15 protein-coding genes and 1 pseudogene are annotated in these 19,301 nt (G+C 69.4%); 12 read left to right on the top strand and 4 right to left on the bottom strand.

Translation table 11 applies throughout. From position 1 onward, the window contains the following. Positions 1-96 precede the first annotated feature (96 nt). From AMK16_RS28090 to AMK16_RS28075, 4 genes are all read left to right on the top strand, one after another. Positions 97-2,346 (top strand): MMPL family transporter, encoded by a 2,250-nt coding sequence (locus AMK16_RS28090; protein WP_073920130.1) that lies wholly within the window; start codon positions 97-99, stop codon positions 2,344-2,346. 129 nt (positions 2,347-2,475) lie between these two features. Further along, positions 2,476-3,657: a sensor histidine kinase gene (locus AMK16_RS28085; protein WP_073920129.1), complete on the top strand. Its 1,182-nt coding sequence runs from the start codon at positions 2,476-2,478 to the stop codon at positions 3,655-3,657. Positions 3,658-3,672: 15 nt separating this feature from the next. After that, complete coding sequence (locus tag AMK16_RS28080) at positions 3,673-4,335, top strand: response regulator (protein WP_073920128.1); 663 nt, start codon at positions 3,673-3,675, stop codon at positions 4,333-4,335. Positions 4,336-4,443: 108 nt separating this feature from the next. Next, on the top strand, positions 4,444-4,941 hold the full coding sequence (locus tag AMK16_RS28075; RefSeq protein ID WP_242438961.1) for an ATP-dependent DNA ligase: 498 nt from the start codon (positions 4,444-4,446) through the stop codon (positions 4,939-4,941). 378 nt (positions 4,942-5,319) lie between these two features. Here the strand turns inward: AMK16_RS28075 and AMK16_RS28070 are convergent, their stop codons facing one another. After that, positions 5,320-7,101, bottom strand: a complete 1,782-nt coding sequence (locus AMK16_RS28070) for a hemopexin repeat-containing protein (RefSeq protein ID WP_158071258.1) — start codon at positions 7,099-7,101, stop codon at positions 5,320-5,322. A gap of 988 nt (positions 7,102-8,089) precedes the next feature. Next, positions 8,090-8,389 (bottom strand): EF-hand domain-containing protein, encoded by a 300-nt coding sequence (locus AMK16_RS35445; protein WP_206780526.1) that lies wholly within the window; start codon positions 8,387-8,389, stop codon positions 8,090-8,092. Positions 8,390-8,849: 460 nt separating this feature from the next. Between AMK16_RS35445 and AMK16_RS28060 the strand changes: the two genes are divergently transcribed. The 4 genes from AMK16_RS28060 (at position 8,850) to AMK16_RS28045 (ending at position 13,112) form a co-directional block, all read left to right on the top strand. After that, positions 8,850-9,605, top strand: a complete 756-nt coding sequence (locus AMK16_RS28060; protein WP_073920125.1) for a (5-formylfuran-3-yl)methyl phosphate synthase — start codon at positions 8,850-8,852, stop codon at positions 9,603-9,605. Positions 9,606-9,613: 8 nt separating this feature from the next. Then, positions 9,614-11,017, top strand: a complete 1,404-nt coding sequence (locus AMK16_RS28055; protein WP_073920124.1) for an aldehyde dehydrogenase family protein — start codon at positions 9,614-9,616, stop codon at positions 11,015-11,017. A 2-nt stretch (positions 11,018-11,019) separates the two neighbouring features. Next, positions 11,020-12,126, top strand: a complete 1,107-nt coding sequence (locus AMK16_RS28050; RefSeq protein ID WP_073920123.1) for an NAD(P)-dependent alcohol dehydrogenase — start codon at positions 11,020-11,022, stop codon at positions 12,124-12,126. Between the two features lie 80 nt (positions 12,127-12,206). Further along, on the top strand, positions 12,207-13,112 hold the full coding sequence (locus tag AMK16_RS28045) for a class I SAM-dependent methyltransferase (protein WP_073920122.1): 906 nt from the start codon (positions 12,207-12,209) through the stop codon (positions 13,110-13,112). Between the two features lie 256 nt (positions 13,113-13,368). On the opposite strand, the gene AMK16_RS28040 is transcribed toward AMK16_RS28045, so the two are convergent. Then, on the bottom strand, positions 13,369-13,899 hold the full coding sequence (locus tag AMK16_RS28040; RefSeq protein ID WP_073920121.1) for an EF-hand domain-containing protein: 531 nt from the start codon (positions 13,897-13,899) through the stop codon (positions 13,369-13,371). Positions 13,900-14,442: 543 nt separating this feature from the next. On the opposite strand from AMK16_RS28040, the gene AMK16_RS28035 reads away from it, so the two are divergent. The 3 genes and pseudogenes from AMK16_RS28035 (at position 14,443) to AMK16_RS28025 (ending at position 16,046) form a co-directional block, all read left to right on the top strand. Next, positions 14,443-14,823, top strand: a complete 381-nt coding sequence (locus AMK16_RS28035; RefSeq protein WP_073920120.1) for a hypothetical protein — start codon at positions 14,443-14,445, stop codon at positions 14,821-14,823. 402 nt (positions 14,824-15,225) lie between these two features. After that, complete coding sequence (locus AMK16_RS35985; RefSeq protein ID WP_143196903.1) at positions 15,226-15,543, top strand: hypothetical protein; 318 nt, start codon at positions 15,226-15,228, stop codon at positions 15,541-15,543. Positions 15,544-15,651: 108 nt separating this feature from the next. Continuing rightward, positions 15,652-16,046 (top strand): annotated as a pseudogene (locus AMK16_RS28025) (hypothetical protein). Between the two features lie 597 nt (positions 16,047-16,643). On the opposite strand, the gene AMK16_RS28020 reads toward AMK16_RS28025, so the two are convergent. Further along, the gene (locus tag AMK16_RS28020; protein ID WP_073920118.1) at positions 16,644-18,113 is read right to left on the bottom strand and encodes a SulP family inorganic anion transporter; all 1,470 of its coding nucleotides are present in this window, start codon (positions 18,111-18,113) and stop codon (positions 16,644-16,646) included. Between the two features lie 440 nt (positions 18,114-18,553). On the opposite strand from AMK16_RS28020, the gene AMK16_RS28015 reads away from it, so the two are divergent. Then, on the top strand, positions 18,554-18,964 hold the full coding sequence (locus AMK16_RS28015; RefSeq protein WP_199885619.1) for a MerR family transcriptional regulator: 411 nt from the start codon (positions 18,554-18,556) through the stop codon (positions 18,962-18,964). Positions 18,965-19,301: the final 337 nt, after the last annotated feature.

Raw genomic sequence — 19,301 nt, 5'->3', positions numbered from 1 at the left:
TTGCAGAGGGTTTGCCAGCAGGTGCATGACGACGTGGCGGGCGGCCGGACGGCACGGTGGTTCAGTACCCGAACCAGATGTGGAGCGCTTCCTGCCGTGGCTGATTTCCTGTATCGACTGGGCCGCCTGTCCTTCCGACGGCGCTGGTCCGTGACCCTGATCTGGATCGTGATCCTTGCTGCCGTCGGTGGCGGTGCGGCTATCGCCGCCACGGCTCCCGACGACGGACACTCCATGCCGGGCATCGAGGCCCAGCGGGCGTTCGACATGATGCAGCAGCGATTCCCCGGGAGTGCGGCCAACGGTGCCAACGCCCGCGTGGTCTTCGTCGCCCCGGGCGGGGAGAAGGTGACGGCAGCCGACAACCGTGAGGTCATCGACGCCTTCGTCGACCAGGCGTCCAAGGGCAGTCAGGTCGCCAGTGTTGTCAATCCGTTCCAAGCGCAGGCGGTGAGTAGGGACGCCTCCACCGCGTACGCGACCGTCACCTACAAGGTGAGGACCGATGATCTGACCGACACCTCCAAGGACCATCTGCGGGCGGCGGTCGACCAGGTCCGTGATGCCGGGCTGACCGCTGAGGTGGGAGGCAACGCGCTGGCTGAGCAGCCCGCAGCGGGCGGTGGGACGGAAGCGGTCGGCATGCTGATCGCCGCTGGGGTCCTGCTGATCACCTTCGGCTCGCTGGCGGCGGCCGGGCTGCCGTTGCTGACGGCCATCCTGGGCGTGGGTATCGGGATGGCGTCCATCAAGGCACTGGCGAGCCCGCTGGGTCTGTCCGGGACCACCGGATCGCTGGCCTCCATGCTGGGTCTGGCCGTCGGAATCGATTACGCGCTGTTCGTCGTCTCCCGCTACCGGGAGGAACGCGACGCCGGCTGTGCTCCTCATGAGGCGGCGGCCCGCGCTGCGGGCACCGCGGGCTCGGCGGTGGTGTTCGCCGGTCTGACCGTGGTGATCGCGCTGGCCGGCCTGTCGGTGGTCGGCGTGCCGATGCTGACCAAGATGGGCCTGGCCGCGGCCGGCGCCGTGGTGATCGCCGTTCTCATCGCGCTGACCCTGGTACCCGCCCTGCTCGGCTTCTGGCCGAACGCCGTCCTGGCCCGCAAGACACGCAAGTGCGGACGCAAGGGCAAGACCCGTGGCGAGACGCACCACGCGTGGCAGGGCGCACCGGCGGTGAACGGCGGCACCCGCTGGGCCCGGTTGGTGATGCGCCGCCCTGTGTTCGTGCTTCTCGCCTCGGTGCTCGGCCTCGGCGTGATCGCCATCCCCACGCTGGACCTGCAGATGGGCAGTCCCGGGGACGAGGCTAAGTCGACCGTCACCACCGAGCGCCGTGCCTACGACGCACTGGCCGAAGGGTTCGGCGCCGGCTTCAATGGTCCGCTGTCCGTGGTCGTGGACGCCCGCAATGCCGGCGACCCCAGGGCGGCCGTCGTCGAGATCTCGCGGGAGATCGCCGGTACCGAGGGTGTGGTGTCGGTCTCTCAGCCCCGGTTCGATGAGGCGGGCAGCACCGCGGTCCTGTCGGCCGTGCCGTCCACCGCACCGACCAGCGAGCAGACCAAGGACCTGGTCCACACCCTGCGTGGCGAGCGGACCGGGCTGGAGAAGGCCACCGACGCGACGTTCCTCGTCTCGGGCAGCACCGCGATGAACATCGACATGGCGCAGAAGATGCAAGACGCTCTCGTGCCCTACCTGATCGTCGTGGTCGGCCTGGCCATCCTGCTGCTGCTCGTCGTCTTCCGCTCCATCCTCGTCCCGCTGAAGGCGGCGTTCGGGTTCCTGCTGTCCGTGCTGGCTTCCCTCGGCGCGGTCGTCGCGGTTTTCCAGTGGGGTTGGGCCGCCGGTCTCCTCGGTGTGGAGACGACCGGGCCGATCATGAGCCTGATGCCGGTCTTCCTGGTGGGAATCGTCTTCGGCCTGGCCATGGACTATGAGGTCTTCCTCGTCTCCCGGATGCGTGAGGCGTACGTCCACGGCGAGAAGCCCGGCCAGGCGGTCGTCACAGGTTTCCGCTACAGCGCCCGGGTCGTGACCGCGGCCGCGCTGATCATGGTGGCGGTGTTCTCGGGGTTCGTCGGGGCCCAGGCATCCATGATCAAGATGATCGGGTTCGGTCTCGCGGTCGCCGTGCTCTTCGACGCCTTCGTCGTGCGCATGGCGTTCGTGCCCGCCGTCCTGGCCCTGCTCGGCAAGCGCGCCTGGTGGCTGCCGCGCTGGCTGGACCGCATCCTGCCCAACATCGACGTCGAGGGCGCCTCCCTGCACAAGCATCAGGCTGACACCGACAGCCAGCCGCTGGCCGCCCGGCCCCTGCCGGAGACCGCCCGCGGCTGAATCAGCCAGCCGCCCAGTGCACCCGATGGGGTCCGCCGCGCACCTTGCGGCGGGCCCCGCTCGCCACCGGGGCGCACCGCGTTCCACCATGAAGATCCCTTTCAGGCCCTGCGTCGTCCGGAGTGCTCCATGACCATCGACTGGCGGCAGTACGCGCGCGACCACCGCCGCCTCACCGAAGCCGTCCTGATCGTGCTGCTGGCCGCCGCCTCCGGTCCCGCCACCCTCTACAGCAGCCTCCCCTACGCCGACGACCAACTCGGCGCGATGCCCGGGGTCCCTCTGGCCTTCCTGGCTTCACTGGCGCTGGTCTTCAGCCGCCGCCACCCCCGGGCCGTCGTGGTCGTCACCGCCGTGTGCGCCAGCGCCGCCGCCGGAACCGGCTACCTGATCACCCCACTGCTCCTGGCGCCAGTCATGGTCGCCCTGTACGGACTGGCCCAGCTCGCCGCCCCACGAACCTCCCACTGGTACTGCCTGGCCGTCGTCACCCTGATCGTGGCGACTGCCCTGCTCGCCAACCGCTACCACCATCCCTGGCCCCTGACCACCCTCAACCCCCTGTTCTGCCTGCTGCTGCCCGTCGCCCTCGGCTCCGCCGCCCGCCTGCGCCACGCCTACCTCGAAGCCGTACAGGCCCGCGCCGAATACGCCGAACGCACCCGGGAGGAAGAAGCCCGCCACCGCGTGGCCGAAGAACGCGTCCGCATCGCCCGCGACCTCCACGACATCGTCGCCCACCACCTCACCGTGGCCAACGCCCAGGCCGGAACCGCCGTCTACCTCGCATCCACCCACCCCGACCAGGCACGTTCAGTGCTTGAGGGCCTCACCAACACCACCTCGGCCGCACTGCGGGAGATGAAAGCCACCGTCGGCCTGCTCCGGCAGACCGGTGATGCCGACAGCCTCGAACCCGCCCCCGGCCTCAACCAGCTGCCCGACCTCGTCGACGCCTTTCGCACCGCCGGACTCGACGTCCAGGTCACCGTCGACGGCGACCCGAGCCCGCTGACTCCCGGAACGGACCTGACCGCCTACCGCATCGTCCAGGAAGCCCTGACCAACGTCACCAAACACGCCACCACGCGCACCGCCCATGTCACCCTGGCCTACCACCCCGACCGGCTGACCCTCACCGTCACCAACGACACCGACACCGCCCAGCCCGCCCCCGCCCGCCGCTCCGGCCAGGGATTCGGCCTCATCGGCATGCGCGAACGCGCCCACTCCGCCGGCGGCCGCTTTCACGCCGGGCCCCGTTCCCAGGGCGGCTACACCGTCACCGCCGAGCTGCCTGTCCAGCCCTGACCGACCAGGACCACCATGACCATCCGCATCCTGCTGGCAGACGACCAGACCCTGCTGCGCAAGACCTTCCGCACTCTCATCGACACCCACACCGACATGGAAGTGGTCGCCGAAGCCGCCGACGGCACACAAGCCATCAGCCAGACCCGCGCCCATCACCCCGACCTCGTCCTGATGGACATCCGCATGCCCCACACCGACGGTCTCGAGGCCACCACCGTCATCTGCAACGACCCCGCGCTGACCGACACCCGCGTCCTGATCCTCACCACCTTCGAAACCGACGAACACGTCGCCCGCGCCCTGCGCGCAGGAGCCAGCGGATTCCTCGGCAAGGACGTCTCCGTCGAAACCCTCATCGACGCCATCCGCACCGTCGCCGCCGGGGAGGCCCTGCTCTCCCCGGCGGCCACCAGGGCCCTGATCAGCCGCTTCCTCGCCACACCCGACCCCGCCATCCCCGACCCGTCCTCCGAACTCACCCCGCTGACCGACCGTGAACGCGAAGTCCTCACCCTGGTCGCCGCCGGCATGAACAACACCGAGATCGCCGAACGCCTTTTCCTCAGCCCTCTCACCATCCGCAGCCACGTCCAACGCTCCATGGCCAAACTCCACGCCCGCGACCGCGCCCAACTCGTCGTCATCGCCTACCGCACCGGACTCGCACGCCCATGACCCCACGCCCAACAGCACAGACGCGCTGTCACCACTGGACACCACGGCACAACCCCTCCAGCATCGTCCACTCGACCGATCGCCACCCACGAGTGGGAGGTCCGGCGCTTGGTCCATCAGCATGTTGATCTCCATCCCGGTCCTGAAAGACAGCGGCAGGAGACAGACGCGACAGCTCACATAAATGGCGAGCCCGTCGTCTGGGACACCGCAACCGGGCGGCTGTCCTTCGAAGCCCTCCAGCGACGGGCCGCCGCCCGCGGCCGCACCGCCACCGCGCTCGCCGCGAAGACCCCCGCGTTCCTCATCGCCTTCGACGCCCTGCAGATCGACGGCACCGAGCTGCCGGCCTTGCCCTACGCCGAGCGCCGCCGACGCCTGGAGGTCCTCTTCGCGGCCCGCGCCCTGAACGCCCCGTGGACCCTGTGCCCCATGACCACGGACCCGGCCAAGGCCCGGGCGTGGCTGGAGGACTGGACGGACGTCTCCGGCGTCGAGGGAATCCTCGTGAAGAACATGAACCAGCGCTACCGGCCGGGAGTCCGTGACCGCGCCTGGACCAAGATCCGACGCAGGAACACCACCGAAGCGATCATCGGGCACTAACCTCCGTCACCAGCTCCGGGAGGACCAGCGCCACGTCCAGGACGTCACGGCACTCGGATCCTCACCGACGCCCACGCGGCGGGGATCGGCGTCGACCAGGCCGTCGCCCCCGTCAACACCGCGGCCGTCGCTGCGCAACTGCTCCGCTCGGCGGACGCGGCTACCAAGACTCTGCCCTGTTGGCCCAAGCAGCCGCGCAGGCACCGCGGCGCGACGAGTGCATCAGATCCCCGCGCTGGCCGCGGCCGGCAGCCGGGCCCGGGCTGTGCTTGGCCGCCGTTTGCGATGCCCGAGCGGAACTGGCCACTCGTGCCCGGCCCGGACATCGCCACTACACCTCCACCGTCTTCCCTCGTGCCCGTGACGGCTCCGGACTGGTTAGACCTTGGTGTTGGTGTACCGATCGCCCTTGAAGAGGTAGACGTGCGTGCTGCTGTTGGGGACGGCGCAGGCGGCGTCCAAGTTGGAGGCGAAGGTGGTGCCTGCCAGCTGCGGCCAGCCGGTGGCGATGGACAGCGGACCGCGAATGATCCTGTCGTAGTGGGCGTTGTAGCGCACGTACTGATCCCCCTTGAACAGGTAGAGGTCGGTGCCGTGGCCGGGGACGGGGCAGGCTGCCTGGATGTCTCGTTCGAAGATGGTGCCGGCCAGTGGTGGGAAGGCTTCAGCGATCTTCCTGGGCCCCCACTTGATCTCGTCCTCGTGGTTGTTGTAGTTGACGTACATGGCGCCGGCGAACAGATAGAAGTCCGTGGACTTGCCGGGGACCGCGCACGTGGCGTCGACCCCGCGGGTGAAGGCAGTCGACTCCAGTCCGGGGAAGCCCTCAGCGATATCCTTAGGTCCGGAGGTGACGCCTTCCGTCCGCAGGTCGTACCTCAGGTACTGCTCGCCCTTGAACAGGTAGAGGTCTTTGTGTGCGTCGTTCGGCACGTTGCAGGCAGCGTCCATGTCATGGCTCACCATGGTGCCGAACAGACCGCGCCAGCCAGTGGAGATCAGGCTGCCGTCGCCCGAGGGGGCGGCGCCGGGTTCGTCCCCCGTGTAACGGACATTGAGGGAGAAGTGGCCCATGCCATAGTCTTTGCGGTCGAACGTCCAGGGCATGGTGCGGTTGGGCCTGTTGTAGAGGGCGGCCATGTCCGCCCGGCCGAAGGCGAAGCCGCGTGATTGGACCAGGTCGTCTTTGTTGCGCAGGGGCTCCCACAAGGTGGCAAGAAGGCTCAGGCCCATGTGCACATAACCGTAGAGGTCCAGCTTGGGGATGATGCTGGAGAAGTCGGCAGACATCTGCAGCAGCTCGACGACCTTTTTCAGAGCGGTACCGAGCGCGTCGTACCACTCGTCGTTGGACTGGTCTTTTTCCCACAGTGTGATCACCGTGGTCCCGCAGCCGTCCAGGCGGGTGTCGAAGAAGACGTGGCTGCCGGTTACGTAGTCCCCGTAGATCGGGTACTTATCGCCCCCCTCGATCGATCCGGTGTGCGTGGTACGCGTTTTGAACGTGTAGCCCCCGGCGTTGGAGGCGGCCGTCCAGTAGATCTCGTCCCTGCCACCGCCCTGGTCGCCAACCGCCTCGTGGCAGTAGAAGGTGTCCCATTCCAGCCTGGCCCGGAACGGTTCACGCGCCTGGAGGCCGTCGGCCTCATCATCGCCCTCGCCGGTGAACGTGGTGACGCCGTAGCCGTACTCGGCCAGCGCCGCGGTGAACTCCGGCGTGTCGACGTTCCCTCCGTCGGCGAGCCTGGCCCGGTCCACCACCGCAACGTTCGGCATCTGGGCGATCCGCGGCAAGACCTCCGCTACCGCAGCCAGGTAGCTCTCCCGGTCAAAGCCCTCCGACAGGCTCCGGGTGGCGACCGCCTGCGGCACGATCGCCACCGACCGCCCCTCAGAACGCTGCTCACGGTAGATACGCCCGATCGCGCCCACCTCGTCCTCGCCCAGCACCTGCTGCAGCGGAGCCAGGATGGACCGCTCCAGCTCGGTCAGCTCCGAGCCCTGTTCCGCCCGCGCCGCGGCGTGCAACCACACTCCCGAAAGCAGATTCACCGAGCCGCTCTTGGCCACACGGCTCGCCCCAGCCCCCTCCACGCCCACTCCGGACAGCAGCGCCTGCCACCGCCCCAACCTCTGCTCCCGCGCCTCAGCGGTGATCATTGCTTCATTCGTCACGGCCTGTCCCCTGTCTGTCTTACGTACGCGCACCGGACCGTGCGGCCCGGCCATACACGACCCTGGAAGCGCACGGCCACTTAGGGGGCAGCTGCGCGGATGGCGGATATCGCCTCTGTGTAGCTGGCCGGCCACCCGTCCCAACAGGCCCTGGGGGACAACTCACCCGTGCGGGCGCCTCGATTCACCGCAGAAACGAGCCTGCGTCCTCGGCCTTACCAGGGCCGAGGTAGCCGCATTCTCCGGGGCCCATGCTGACGTCTGCCCAGACGACAACCTGGACTTCGTCCTCGCGGGGGGAGTGCTCCCGCTGGCGCAAGGTGGCCGCGGACGAACTATGGCTGTGCCACACCTGGGCAAGCCTCCCGCCGGCAGCGTGGGCAAGCCTCAGGCGACCCTGGGCAAGCCTGCGCTGTCGGTGGGCTTCGGGCAGCTCCGACCATCCCAGGATGGCAGATCCGGACGAGTGACCCCGGCCTGCCTTGCTCGTTCGCGAACCACTGAATGGTGCCTTCGAAGGGCTGGGAGAGGCCGGTCCGCGAAGGTCCTGTTGTACGTAGAGCGACCCATGGGGTCGATGTCTTTCGGCTGTAGGGCGGAGCCGTACGCCGAGACGTGGCGCTCGGGCTCAGGGGGAGTCGGTGGCCGCTGGTGTGGGCTTTGGGGGGTGAGGAGGAAGCGGGGCAGTGGCCGCAGTGGCGCGGTAGCGGTGGTGCGTAGTTGCCAGTGGTTGCTGATCGTGGCGAGGGCGAGGACGGCCTCGGTCATGCCGTAGTGCTCGCCCTGAAGTACCGCTCCTGCATGGGGCGCCGTACTTGCCATAGCTCTCTCCTCTTCCTGCAACGCGATCGGGTCAGGTGACCCGGCGGGGTCTGGCCTCCTGGAACACGCACCGCGGGGCGCCGTCGGGCGAGCAGCCGGGTGGTGGCGGTGGCGGACCGGGTGCGCGCCCGGATCCGCCACCTTGGGATCATCAGAGCTGCCCGAAGAGGTGGTTGCCGACGGCTTCCGGGTCGTCGCTGACGTAGAAGTCGCGGGCGGCGGCCACCAGCTCCTGCGCGGTGAGGCTGCCGTCGCCGTCGGTGTCGACCTGGTCGAAGGACCGGTGCGACTGCTCCTCGCTGACGGCCGGAGCACCCAGACGGATGAACTCACTGCGGCTCAGAACGCCGTCTCCATCGGCGTCGGCCAGATCGACGACCGCCTCCATGTGGGGCCGGTAGGTGCGGTCGAAGGAGTCACCGGCGCGTACGTGCTTGGTGGCCGTGGACACGAACCGCATACGGACGGGGGCAGGACCCTGCGCTCGACGGCCAACCGGACCGCCTGGCACAACGCGGGTAGGTGGTCCGATGGGGACAGCGGAGCTGGCGACGTCGGTACGGGTGAGTATCCGGTGCGGCGTCGGGGCCGTGGGCGAGGACCTGGAGCGGTCGTCGGTCCCGCACGGGCTGCTACGGACGGCCGGCCGAGACGGACCTTCCTCTGACACAAGGGCAGAAGCACTACTCGGGCACGTACTGGTCCTCGACTCTGCGCGACCATGTTGCCAGCGGGACCGGTTCATCCCGGTATGCACGGCGCACTGCAGGTGGGGGTGAGCACCCCAGGTAACCCTGTGCGCCCTACCTGTTGCCACGGGTGACGGAAATGATGAGCGCACCGCACATGAACCAGGCGATCCGCACCCCTGTCCCTCGGCCAGGTGGACATGCGGCGGAAGGAGCTCAGTGGTGTTGCTTCTCATCTCCCCGGACAGTGTCGAGGAAGCCCTCGATTGTGCGAAAGCGGCGGAGCACCTCGACATCGTCGACGTGAAGAAGCCCGACGAGGGCTCGCTCGGCGCTAACTTCCCGTGGGTCATCAGGGAGATCCGCGACGCGGTCCCGGCGGACAAGCCAGTGTCCGCCACCGTGGGTGACGTCCCGTACAAGCCCGGCACGGTGGCGCAGGCCGCACTCGGCGCTGTCGTCTCCGGCGCCACGTACATCAAGGTCGGCCTCTACGGATGCACGACGCCCGATCAGGGCATCGAGGTCATGCGCGCGGTCGTCCGAGCGGTGAAAGATCAGCGCCCCGACGCGCTCGTCGTCGCATCCGGCTACGCCGACGCCCACCGCATCGGCTGCGTCAACCCGCTCGCCATGCCCGACATCGCCGCCCGCTCCGGTGCCGACGCGGCCATGCTCGACACCGCCATCAAGGATGGGACCCGGCTGTTCGACCACGTTCCTCCGGAAGTCTGTGCCGAGTTCGTCCGGCGGGCCCACGCCGCCGGTCTGCTCGCGGCCCTCGCGGGCAGTGTCACGCAGGCCGACCTGGGTCCGCTGACCCGCATGGGCACGGACATCGTGGGGGTGCGGGGAGCGGTCTGCGAGGGCGGTGACCGCAACGCCGGACGGATTCAGCCGCATCTGGTGGCCGCTTTCCGGGCGGAGATGGACCGGCAGGCCCGGGAGCACGTTGTCAGCGTCCCCGCCGTGAACTGACCGCCGGCATGCCGACGCCTGAGGCCGGCAGCCTCCCCGGAGGCCGGGCCGTACGTTTCTGCGTTGTCGACCCGGCCACCGGGGAGACCTTCGACGAGGCCCCCGACCAGCAGCCGGGCGAGTTGGACGGCGTGGTCGCCCGCGCCGAGCAAGCCTGGTACGGCTGGCGCGCCGACCCCGCGGCCCGCACCGCGGCGTTGCGCGGCGCGGCCGACGCCGTCGAGACGGCCGGCGACGACCTCGCCCGGTTGCTCACCCGGGAACAGGGCAAGCCCCTGGCCGAGTCGTACGCGGAGGTCGCCCGTACTGCGGCCCGCCTGCGCTACTTCGCCGACCTGGCCCCCCGGACCCGCCGGATCGACGACGGCCGGCCTGTGCGCAGCGAGATCCGCTGGCGCCCCCTCGGACCCGTCGCTGCGATCGTGCCGTGGAACTTCCCCCTCCAGCTCGCGGCGGCGAAGTTCGCACCCGCGCTCGCGGCGGGCAACACCATGGTCCTCAAACCGTCGCCGCTCACTCCGCTCGCCACCCGACTGCTCGGCTCCGTCCTGGCCACCGCCCTGCCCGAGGACGTACTGACAGTCGTCACCGGCCGCGAACCCCTCGGTGCCCGCCTCGCGTCGCACCCGGGCATCCGCCACGTCACCTTCACCGGTTCGGTGCCCACCGGGCGGGCCGTCGCCACAGCGGCGGCGGGCTCGCTCGCCCGGGTCACCCTGGAGCTGGGCGGCAACGACGCCGCCGTCCTGCTGGACGACGTCGACGTGGACCGGATCGCGGACCGGCTGTTCTGGGCGGCGTTCCGCAACTGCGGGCAGGTCTGCATGGCGGTCAAACGCGTCTACGTCCCCGCCCGGCTCCACGCCGAGGTCGTCGAAGCCCTCGCCCAGCGCGCGAAGGCCGTCGCCGTCGGGCCCGGACTCGACCCCGAAACCCGGCTGGGACCGGTCAACAACGCCCCACAGCTGGCCCGGGTCGAACAGATCACGGAGCAGGCTCTGGCTGACGGCGCCCGGGCGGCGTCCGGCGGCCACCGGCTGGACGGGCCGGGATACTTCTTCGCCCCCACGATCCTCACCGACGTCCCGCCCAGCAGTCCGGTGGTGACCGAGGAACAGTTCGGACCGGTGCTGCCGGTGCTGCCCTACCGGAGCCTCGACGAAGCCGTCGACGCGGCCAACGGCACCGGTTTCGGACTGGGCGGCTCCGTATGGGGCACCGATCTCGACCGGGCCGAGGCCGTGGCCGACCGTCTCGAATGCGGCACGGCCTGGATCAACCACCATGCCGAACTGTCCCTCGCCCAGCCCTTCGCAGGCGTCAAGGACAGCGGCGTCGGCGTCGCGGGCGGACCGTGGGGGCTCTACGGAAACCTCCGGCCGTTCGTCGTCCACCGCCCGCAGGAGGGATGACGATGAGGTTCCAGGCGGCCGTACTGCGTTCGTACGAGGACCCGTTCACGGTCGAGGAGGTGACCCTGCGGACGGAAGCCGACGAGGGCGAGATCCTGGTCGAGATCGCGGGCGCGGGGATGTGCCGGACCGATCTCGCGGTCCGGCGATCCGCCGGCCGCAGCCCCCTGCCGGCCGTCCTCGGCCACGAGGGCGCCGGGGTCGTGGTCAGGACGGGCAGCGGCCCTGACACCGCGATCAACGTGGGTGACCACGTCGTGCTGAGCTTCGACTCCTGCGGACACTGCCACAACTGCCGCGGCGCGGCCCCCGCCTACTGCGACTCCTTCGCCTCCCTCAACCTCTTCGGAGGACGCGAGGAGGAACCGCCGCGGCTCACCGATTCGACCGGGAAGGCGCTGGCCCCTCGTTGGTTCGGCCAGTCCTCGTTCGCCGAATACGCGCTCGTCCCGGCCCGCAACGCCGTCCGGGTCGACCCGGCGCTGCCGCTCGAACTGCTCGGGCCCCTCGGCTGCGGCTTCCTCACCGGTGCCGGAGCCGTACTGAACACCTTCGGCGCGGGCCCCGGCGACACCCTGGCGGTCCTCGGCACCGGAGCCGTGGGCCTGGCCGCGGTGATGGCGGCCACCGCCGCCGGCGTACTGACCGTGGCCGTCGACCGGCATCCCGGGCGGCTCGCCCTGGCCGAACGGTTCGGCGCGATCCCACTGCCCGCCGCTACGGCCGGACTGCCCGAACGGATCCGCCGGCTGACCGACGGCGGCGCGCAGTACGCCCTGGACACCACGGCCTCGGCCCCGCTCATCAACAACGCGCTCCAAGCACTGCGCCCCACCGGCAGCCTCGGCCTGGTGGCGCGCCTCCACACCGCGCTGTCGCTCGAACCGGGCACGCTCGACCGAGGCCGCAGCATCCGCCACATCTGCGAAGGGGACGCCGTCCCCGGGCTGCTGATACCCCGGCTGACCGGGCTGTGGCAGGCGGGCCGCTTCCCCTTCGACCAACTGATCCGCACCTACCCGCTGGCCGACATCAACGAGGCCGAACGCGACTGCGACGCGGGCCGCGTGGTCAAACCCGTCCTGCTCCCAGAGCGAACAAGCCGATGAACGCGGCATCCCACACCGCAGACCCACCCCGTCCCACGAACAGACACCCCGCACTCCCCACTCCCGCCAACGGAGGACACATGGCCGGCCCGGCGCCGCAGCAGACAGACCTGGACGGCGTGGACGGAGGTGTGGGCCTGACCGCCCTCCTGGTCGCCGCGGCACGGGCGATCGAGACCCACCGCCACGACAGCCTGGCCCAGGACGCCTACGCGGAACACTTTGTACGCGCCGCCCCGGCATGCACTCACTGGCCGGTACGCATCGAGCAGGTACCGGACGGGGACGACAACCCGCTGTGGGGGCGGTTCGCCCGCTACTTCGGCCTGCGGACCAGGGTCCTCGACGACTTCCTCCTCCGGTCGGCCCGGGCGAACGCCCGCCAAGTAGTCCTGCTGGGAGCCGGGTTGGACACGCGTGCCTTCCGACTGGACTGGCCGTCCGACCTGGTGGTCTTCGAGATCGACCGGGCGGGCGTGCTGGCCTTCAAGCAGCAGGTGCTCACCGGCCTGTCGGCCGCCCCGAAGGTGAAGCGCGTCCCCGTACCGGTCGACCTGCGCGCGGGCTGGGTCACCGCGCTGACCACCGCCGGCTTCGACCCGGCCGTGCCGAGCGTCTGGCTGGCCGAAGGACTCCTCTTCTACCTGCCGGGCCCCGCCGAGACGTACCTCATCGACACGGTGGACAGGCTGACCACCGGAGGCAGCTCTCTGGCTTTCGAGGCCAAGCTGGAGACGGACCTGCTGGCGTACCGCGACAGCCCGATCTACACGGCGACGCGAGAACAGATCGGCATCGACCTGCTCCACCTCTTCGACAAGGAACCCCGACCCGACTCCGCGGGCGACCTGAGGGCCAAGGGCTGGTCCACCTCGATGCACACGCCCTTCGACTTCACTCAACAGCACGGACGAGGCCCCGTCCCTGAGGCGAACGACGCGCTTGAGGGAAACCGGTGGGTGTTCGCGCACAAGCCCCGGCCATGACGTCCGCAGCGCTCACGACGACGTCCGAACAAGGCCGGGCATCCCGTACCTGGCCGGGGGCTCGCCGGGATCGGGAACGACCACCCGAGCACAGGATTCGGGGGCGGGGCCCTGCCGCAGGCCCCGCCCAGTGGGGCGCACCCGGCAGAGGCACGAGCTGGGGCGCGTCGTAGCGGTCGCCGCCCGCGCCCGGGACGGCGAGCGGGTTCCATGATCACGAGCGACAGCGTCCCGGGACAGTCGCTCACGGGCGGTCTCAGACCCGGGCAGGCACCAGCTCGTCGCCCGGGATCCCGGCCATGTCCGGAGCGTAGTAGTCCTCGATGCCGGCGGCCCACGTAGCCACAGTGATGCGGTCCTCGGCGTCCGGGCCGAAGGCGTCGAAGAGCGCGTGGATGTTCGCCTTCTCGAAGCCGATCGCCGTCATCAGCGATTCGAAAAGCGGGCGCTCGATCAGGCCGTCCTTGTCGGGGTCGCCGAGTGCGGCGAGCGCCTCGGCGAACTCGGCGATCGTGGGACCGAAGCGCTTGGGATCCAGCACGAACGGACGGAATTCCTCGACGGTGATCACACCGTCGCCGTTGGCGTCCAGTTCCGTGGCCAGCACCGTCCAGTAGCGGCGGAACGCGGCCCGGATAGCGGCCTTGGCGCCGTCGTCCGATGCGGCCGCCGCCTCCAGAACACGGCCCGTCATGAGGTCGAAGTCGTTGGAGTCGATGACTCCGTTGCCATTGGCGTCGAAGAGGGAGAAGACCAGTTCGACTCGCTTGGCGGCCTCGGTTCGCATGTGTGTCACCTGTCTTGTGCGGCCCGTCGATCCCGGGCCTGGCTCCATGAGTGCTCCTACGTAACCGTGCCGCGGGACAGGCGTGACGGTGAGACGGTCTCCGTTACCGGAAGGAGTGAACGCCGTTGATCAGTTCGGGCGGGTCGGGAGGACACGTGCGATGGTTCGGCGAGGAAGAACCCGGCGGCGCACCAGCTGATCCAGCGCAATAGTCGCCCGTGGACCACGGCCGGGCAGAGACCCGGGGCACGATAGCGGGCCCGGGGAGCGTGCCGGCCGCCGGCTTCGGCGACCTGCTGCATTCCTGCGCGGGCGGCCTGGTTCTGGCTGAGGTCCTTGTATGCCTTGGCCCGGTAGTACAGGCACATCTGCTGTCGGTGGAGAGGGCTCCCACACGGAGTCGTCTGTAGGCGTGGGCAGCGGCAGTGAGCCAGCCCAGGTCGCTCAGGCGGTATTCGCGGGCCAGGCGCAGGCGCAGGCGCAGGCAGGCGACCAGGAGCATGCGGCTGGGGCCGGGTACCAGGCAGCGGGTAACGTTCCCGTATGACGTCAGCGCCGCCCCGGTTCCCGCCGCATCCGATCCGCGGCGTACGGGTACTGCATCAGAAGCAGAACTGCGCGCCGCATTTCGCCGAGATAGAGGTGGATTTCGAGCCCGCAGCTGAGGGCTTCGCCTTCGAGGTGGCTCCAGAACTGACGGTGGCCTACGAACCCGCCGAGGCTCTGTCACGCTTTTTCGCGGCTGCCGCTGTCGGGATCGAGGAGCAGCTGAGCTTGCCCGAGCACGGAGTCGTGATTGCCACTCGGGTGGTGCTGCGGCGCGCCCGCGCCGATACGTCCGGCTCTCACGAACTGGCGTTCAAGATCGCGGGCTACCTCGCCGGCCGCAAGGCGCTGGAACGTACGGGGTGCCCGCGCCTCTGAGTGGGCGATCTGGTCCGGTTCGCTTGCCGTCTCAGATGATCTGGTCCGTGCCACCGGAGCTTGAGCGCGCTGGTCCGAGAGCTGGGCAGGACGAGACGCGGGGCGAGCACCATCAGCAGCCGTGTAGCGCGAAGGTGGGGCGGTCCGGGCACAGACGTCATTGCTACGGTCGGTGAATGGCGAGCTGGGACGGGGGCGGTGTACGCGCTCAGATACGGGACATGGCGGCACGGGACCCGGAGCGGTCGCGTTTCGGGGCGGCCACACCGGTACGAGCTGGCGCCAGCTCTGCCGGAGGCGGAGATCAGGACGTTCGAGGAAGTCCACGGCGTCAACCTGTCGGCGGGGTACCGGTCCTTTGTCGCGGGGGTGGGCAACGGGCCTGCTGGGCCTGGCCACGGGTTGAGGCCGCTGACCATCCTCCGCCCGGAGGCCGGCGAGGACTGGGCTGTAGATGACGAGTGGGAAGAAGACCGGCTGCCTGGCCAACTCGCCAAGCCGTTCCTTCTCACCGAACCCCTGCCTGGCCGGATCGGCGCATCGACCAGTGAGCTGACCGGGGGCACGCTCATGTTGGCCGAAGAGGGCTGCGGCATCTACTTCAGGATGGTCTTGAACGGCCCACGAGAGGGCGAGATCTGGCGGATTGATCCGGATTGGGGTGGCTTCGTCCCAGTGAGCGCCTGTTTTCGCACCTGGTACACCGAGTGGCTGCAGTAGTTGACCCACCCGCTCAAGCTTGGATGGCGGGGTCCTGCCCGTCGCCAGATCACATCCCGGCTCAGCTGACCTCTCGGCCCCGCGGAGGCTTCTTGGCATCATCGCGACATGACCCCGACCCTTCCCCGCACTGTCCGAGCCGTCGACACAGGTCATCTCTTGGACCTGGCCCAGGAGGCCGCCAGGCACGGCTTCAGTCAGCGTCTCCCGGTCGGCTGGCTCCAAAGGCACCTCGCCGCAGAGAGGAAGCACTACCTTTTCCCTACGCTCGCGCAACGGCTCACGCACCGTCCCGAGATGCCGGTGCGGTGGAGGTGCCAGCAGCTGCTGACTGTCAGCACCGGCGAACAGATCTGGGGTCTGCTCGACGTTCTTCCCGACGCCTTCGACAAGATCCCGGAGACCTTGGACACGGCGTCCAAGAAGGACATCGTCAGCCGCATCGAGCGAGCAGTGACCGTACGTGAGTGGGGGAACGGATGGCTGCCGATGCAGGTTCGTGAAGCGCCGGGCAGCGTTGCAGTCTGCTGGCCAGTCTGAGGAAAGGGCACCGCTCTGCGACAGCCGCCTGCCGACACGTCGTGAGACTGAATGGGAACTTCCAGGTCACAGCGTCGGCACCTGACATCGACAGCGAGAATCTACAACCGGTTCGACGAGTCCTTGCCGTAGCTGTGTCCGAGTTCGCCGAGCGTGTGAAGGCGGGGGAGTTCGACGTGGAGGGCGGCCGCCTGGACGTCGTCCCTGATGCCCCGGCCTGCGGCACGCCGCTGCGCTAGAACGCGCCGAAGCTGATCGCGGCGGCCAACGAGAGGGTGTCCGGCGCGAGCGTTCACTCCCTGCATGTCCTGGCCCCCGCGGCGTGAAGGCCGGTTCCGCCCCTGCGCCCGCCCACCCGGTCCCGCAGTTGGCCATCCCCGCCGCGCCGGTGGAGCGCCGAACGCCGCCGGAGGGCTACCACAGGCCGATGGCCGCTTGTGTACGGCTGGTCATTGACCGCCTTCGAACGCGGCGGATGCGACGGCGCGCTTGAACTGCCGGAGGGCTCCGGCCGACGTCGGCCGGAGCCCTCCCGTTTCGTTCGGTTCTGCCGCCTTGGGTCAGTGGCTGGTGAGTTCGCCGGTGAGCTTGCCGTGAAGGTCTGCGCTGGGGTCGTTGAGCCCGATGATCTCGACGCTCTTGCCGCGCTGGGCGTACTTGGTCTCGATGGCGTCCAGGGCAGCGACCGAGGAGGCGTCCCAGACGTGGGTGGCGGACAGGTCGATGACGACCTTGTCGGGGTCGGTGGCGTAGTTGAACTGGCCGACGAGGTCGTTGGAGGAGGCGAAGAACAGCTCGCCGGTCACCGTGTAGACGACGCGGCTGCCGTCAGGGGCCGTGATGGGGGTGACTTCGGCGAGATGGGCGACCCGTTTGGCGAAGATGACCATTGCGGTGACCGAGCCGGCGACGACTCCGATGGCGAGGTTGTGGGTGGCGACCACGCAGGCGACGGTGATGACCATGACCGTGATCTCGCCGGCGGGCATCCGCTTGATGGTCTTGGGGGCGATGGAGTGCCAGTCGAAGGTGGCGAAGCAGACCATGACCATGACGGCGACGAGTGCGGCCATGGGGATGTCGGAGACGACCGGCCCGAAGACGATGCACAGCACCATCAGGAAGACACCCGCGAGGAACGTCGACAGGCGGGTGCGGGCGCCGGAGACCTTCACGTTGATCATCGTCTGGCCGATCATGGCGCAGCCTCCCATGCCGCCGAAGAAGCCGGTGACGATGTTGGCAATGCCCTGCCCGATCGATTCGCGGGTCTTGGAGGAGTGGGTGTCGGTGATCTCGTCGACGAGCTTGGCCGTCATCAGCGACTCCATCAGGCCGACGAGCGCCATGGCGAAGGCGTAGGGGGCGATAGTGGTCAGGGTGTCCAGGGTGAACGGCACGTCCGGCAGGCCGGGGACGGGCAGGGAGGACGGCAGAGCGCCCTTGTCGCCCACGGTCGGGACCGCGATGCCCGCGGCGACCGTAATCACGGTCAGGATGACAATGGAGACCAGCGGGGCTGGGATCACCTTGGTGACTTTCGGGAAGAACACCATCAGCCCCAGCCCGGCAGCGATCAGCGGATAGACCGCCCACGGCACGTCGTGCATCTCGGGAACCTGAGCCATGAAGATCAGGATCGCGAGGGCGTTGACGAAGCCGACCATCACCGAGCGCGGCACGAACCGCATCAGCTTCGCGACGCCCAACGCGCCGAGCCCGACCTGGATGACACCCGCCAGGATGACCGCGGCAATCAGGTAGCCGAAACCGTGCCCACGGTTCAGCGGCGCAATCACCAGCGCGACGGCGCCGGTCGCGGCGGAGATCATCGCGCGGCAGCCGCCGACGACCGAGATGACCACGGCCATGGTGAACGAGGCGAACAAACCGACAGCCGGATCGACCCCGGCGATGATCGAGAACGAGATCGCCTCTGGGATCAGCGCGAGGGCGACCACCAGGCCGGCGAGAACCTCGGTATGCCACACCTTCGGGTCGGACAGCCAGTCCGGACGGAGGCCGCGCATGCGTGCGGCGGGGGACAGAACGGAAGAAGGCAAGAGGACGGGAACCTGTCGTGCTCGGGCACACCCCGCTCTGGGCAGGCCAGGGGCGTGCGGGAGGACGCGGAAGGGCCGGGCCGGCACCCCGCGGGCGGCCCGAAACAGGCGGGCCGGAAGTCGAAAAGGGAGACGGAGCGGTGCCTGCGCGATGGCGCGGCCGTGCTCACGTCCACGGGCGAAGCGTCACGGCGGGCAGGCGGCGGCGATGGGCGTCGTGGGCTCGCGCACGCTCTCTCCTGCAAGAATCGGATCTTCGCCGGGGGCGCCAACGGCCCCGGTACGGCAGCAGCGGGGCAGCACGGGCCGCCCTCGTCACCAGCAACTCTACCCTAACGTTAGAGTAGAGACCGGCGGAGTCGCGCGGGACGCGGCCGGCCACGACGAGAAGGGCCAGGACCACGGGCGTGGACGACAAGCACATGCAGATCGGCGAAGTCGCCGCGCGGACCGAGCTGTCCCTGCGCACCATCCGCCACTACGAGGAGACCGGCCTGGTCACCCCCTCGGCCCGCTCGCAGGGCGGCTTCCGCCTCTACGCCGAGACCGACGTCGCCCGCCTCATGGTCATCCGCCGGATGAAGCCGCTCGGCTTCAGCCTCGACCAGATGCGCGACCTCCTCGATGCCACCGACCGCCTCGACAATGAAACCGGCCTCGACGACAACGAGCGCGAAGCCCTGCTGGAGCGCGTCCGCGAGTACGAGCAGTCCGCCACCGAGCAGGTCGACAAACTCCGGATCCAGCTGACCCGCGCCGAGGACTTCGCCGGAACACTGCGCGCCCGCCTGCCCCAGACCACCCCCGCACAGTCCTGACCTGCGGCGTCGGGTGGGACGCTGCGCCCGTCGAAGAGCCCTCCCTGGCAGGAGATCGACCGCGAGGCAGCGGCGCAGGGCACGATGTTCGCCCACATGGCCACCCACCGCGAGGCGGACCTGCAGCGCGCCCGGGACCAGACCGACGCGGTGCTCGCAGCCACGGACCCGCAGCGGCGCCGGTAACCCCGGTCCGACAGCCCGACCAACCCGCCAATCATCGCCGGGCGGTCGGGCGTTTGCCGGCTCCTGTCTCTGTGCAGGGACGGTGAAATGCGCACCACCCTGAACTCGGCCATCGCACAGGCGGAGGAGCGGCAGACCGCCGCGACGATGC

This window comes from Streptomyces sp. CB00455 (genome assembly GCF_001905445.1).
Classification (GTDB): Bacteria; Actinomycetota; Actinomycetes; order Streptomycetales; family Streptomycetaceae; genus Streptomyces.
This window is presented reverse-complemented; position numbering and strand designations above follow the sequence as displayed.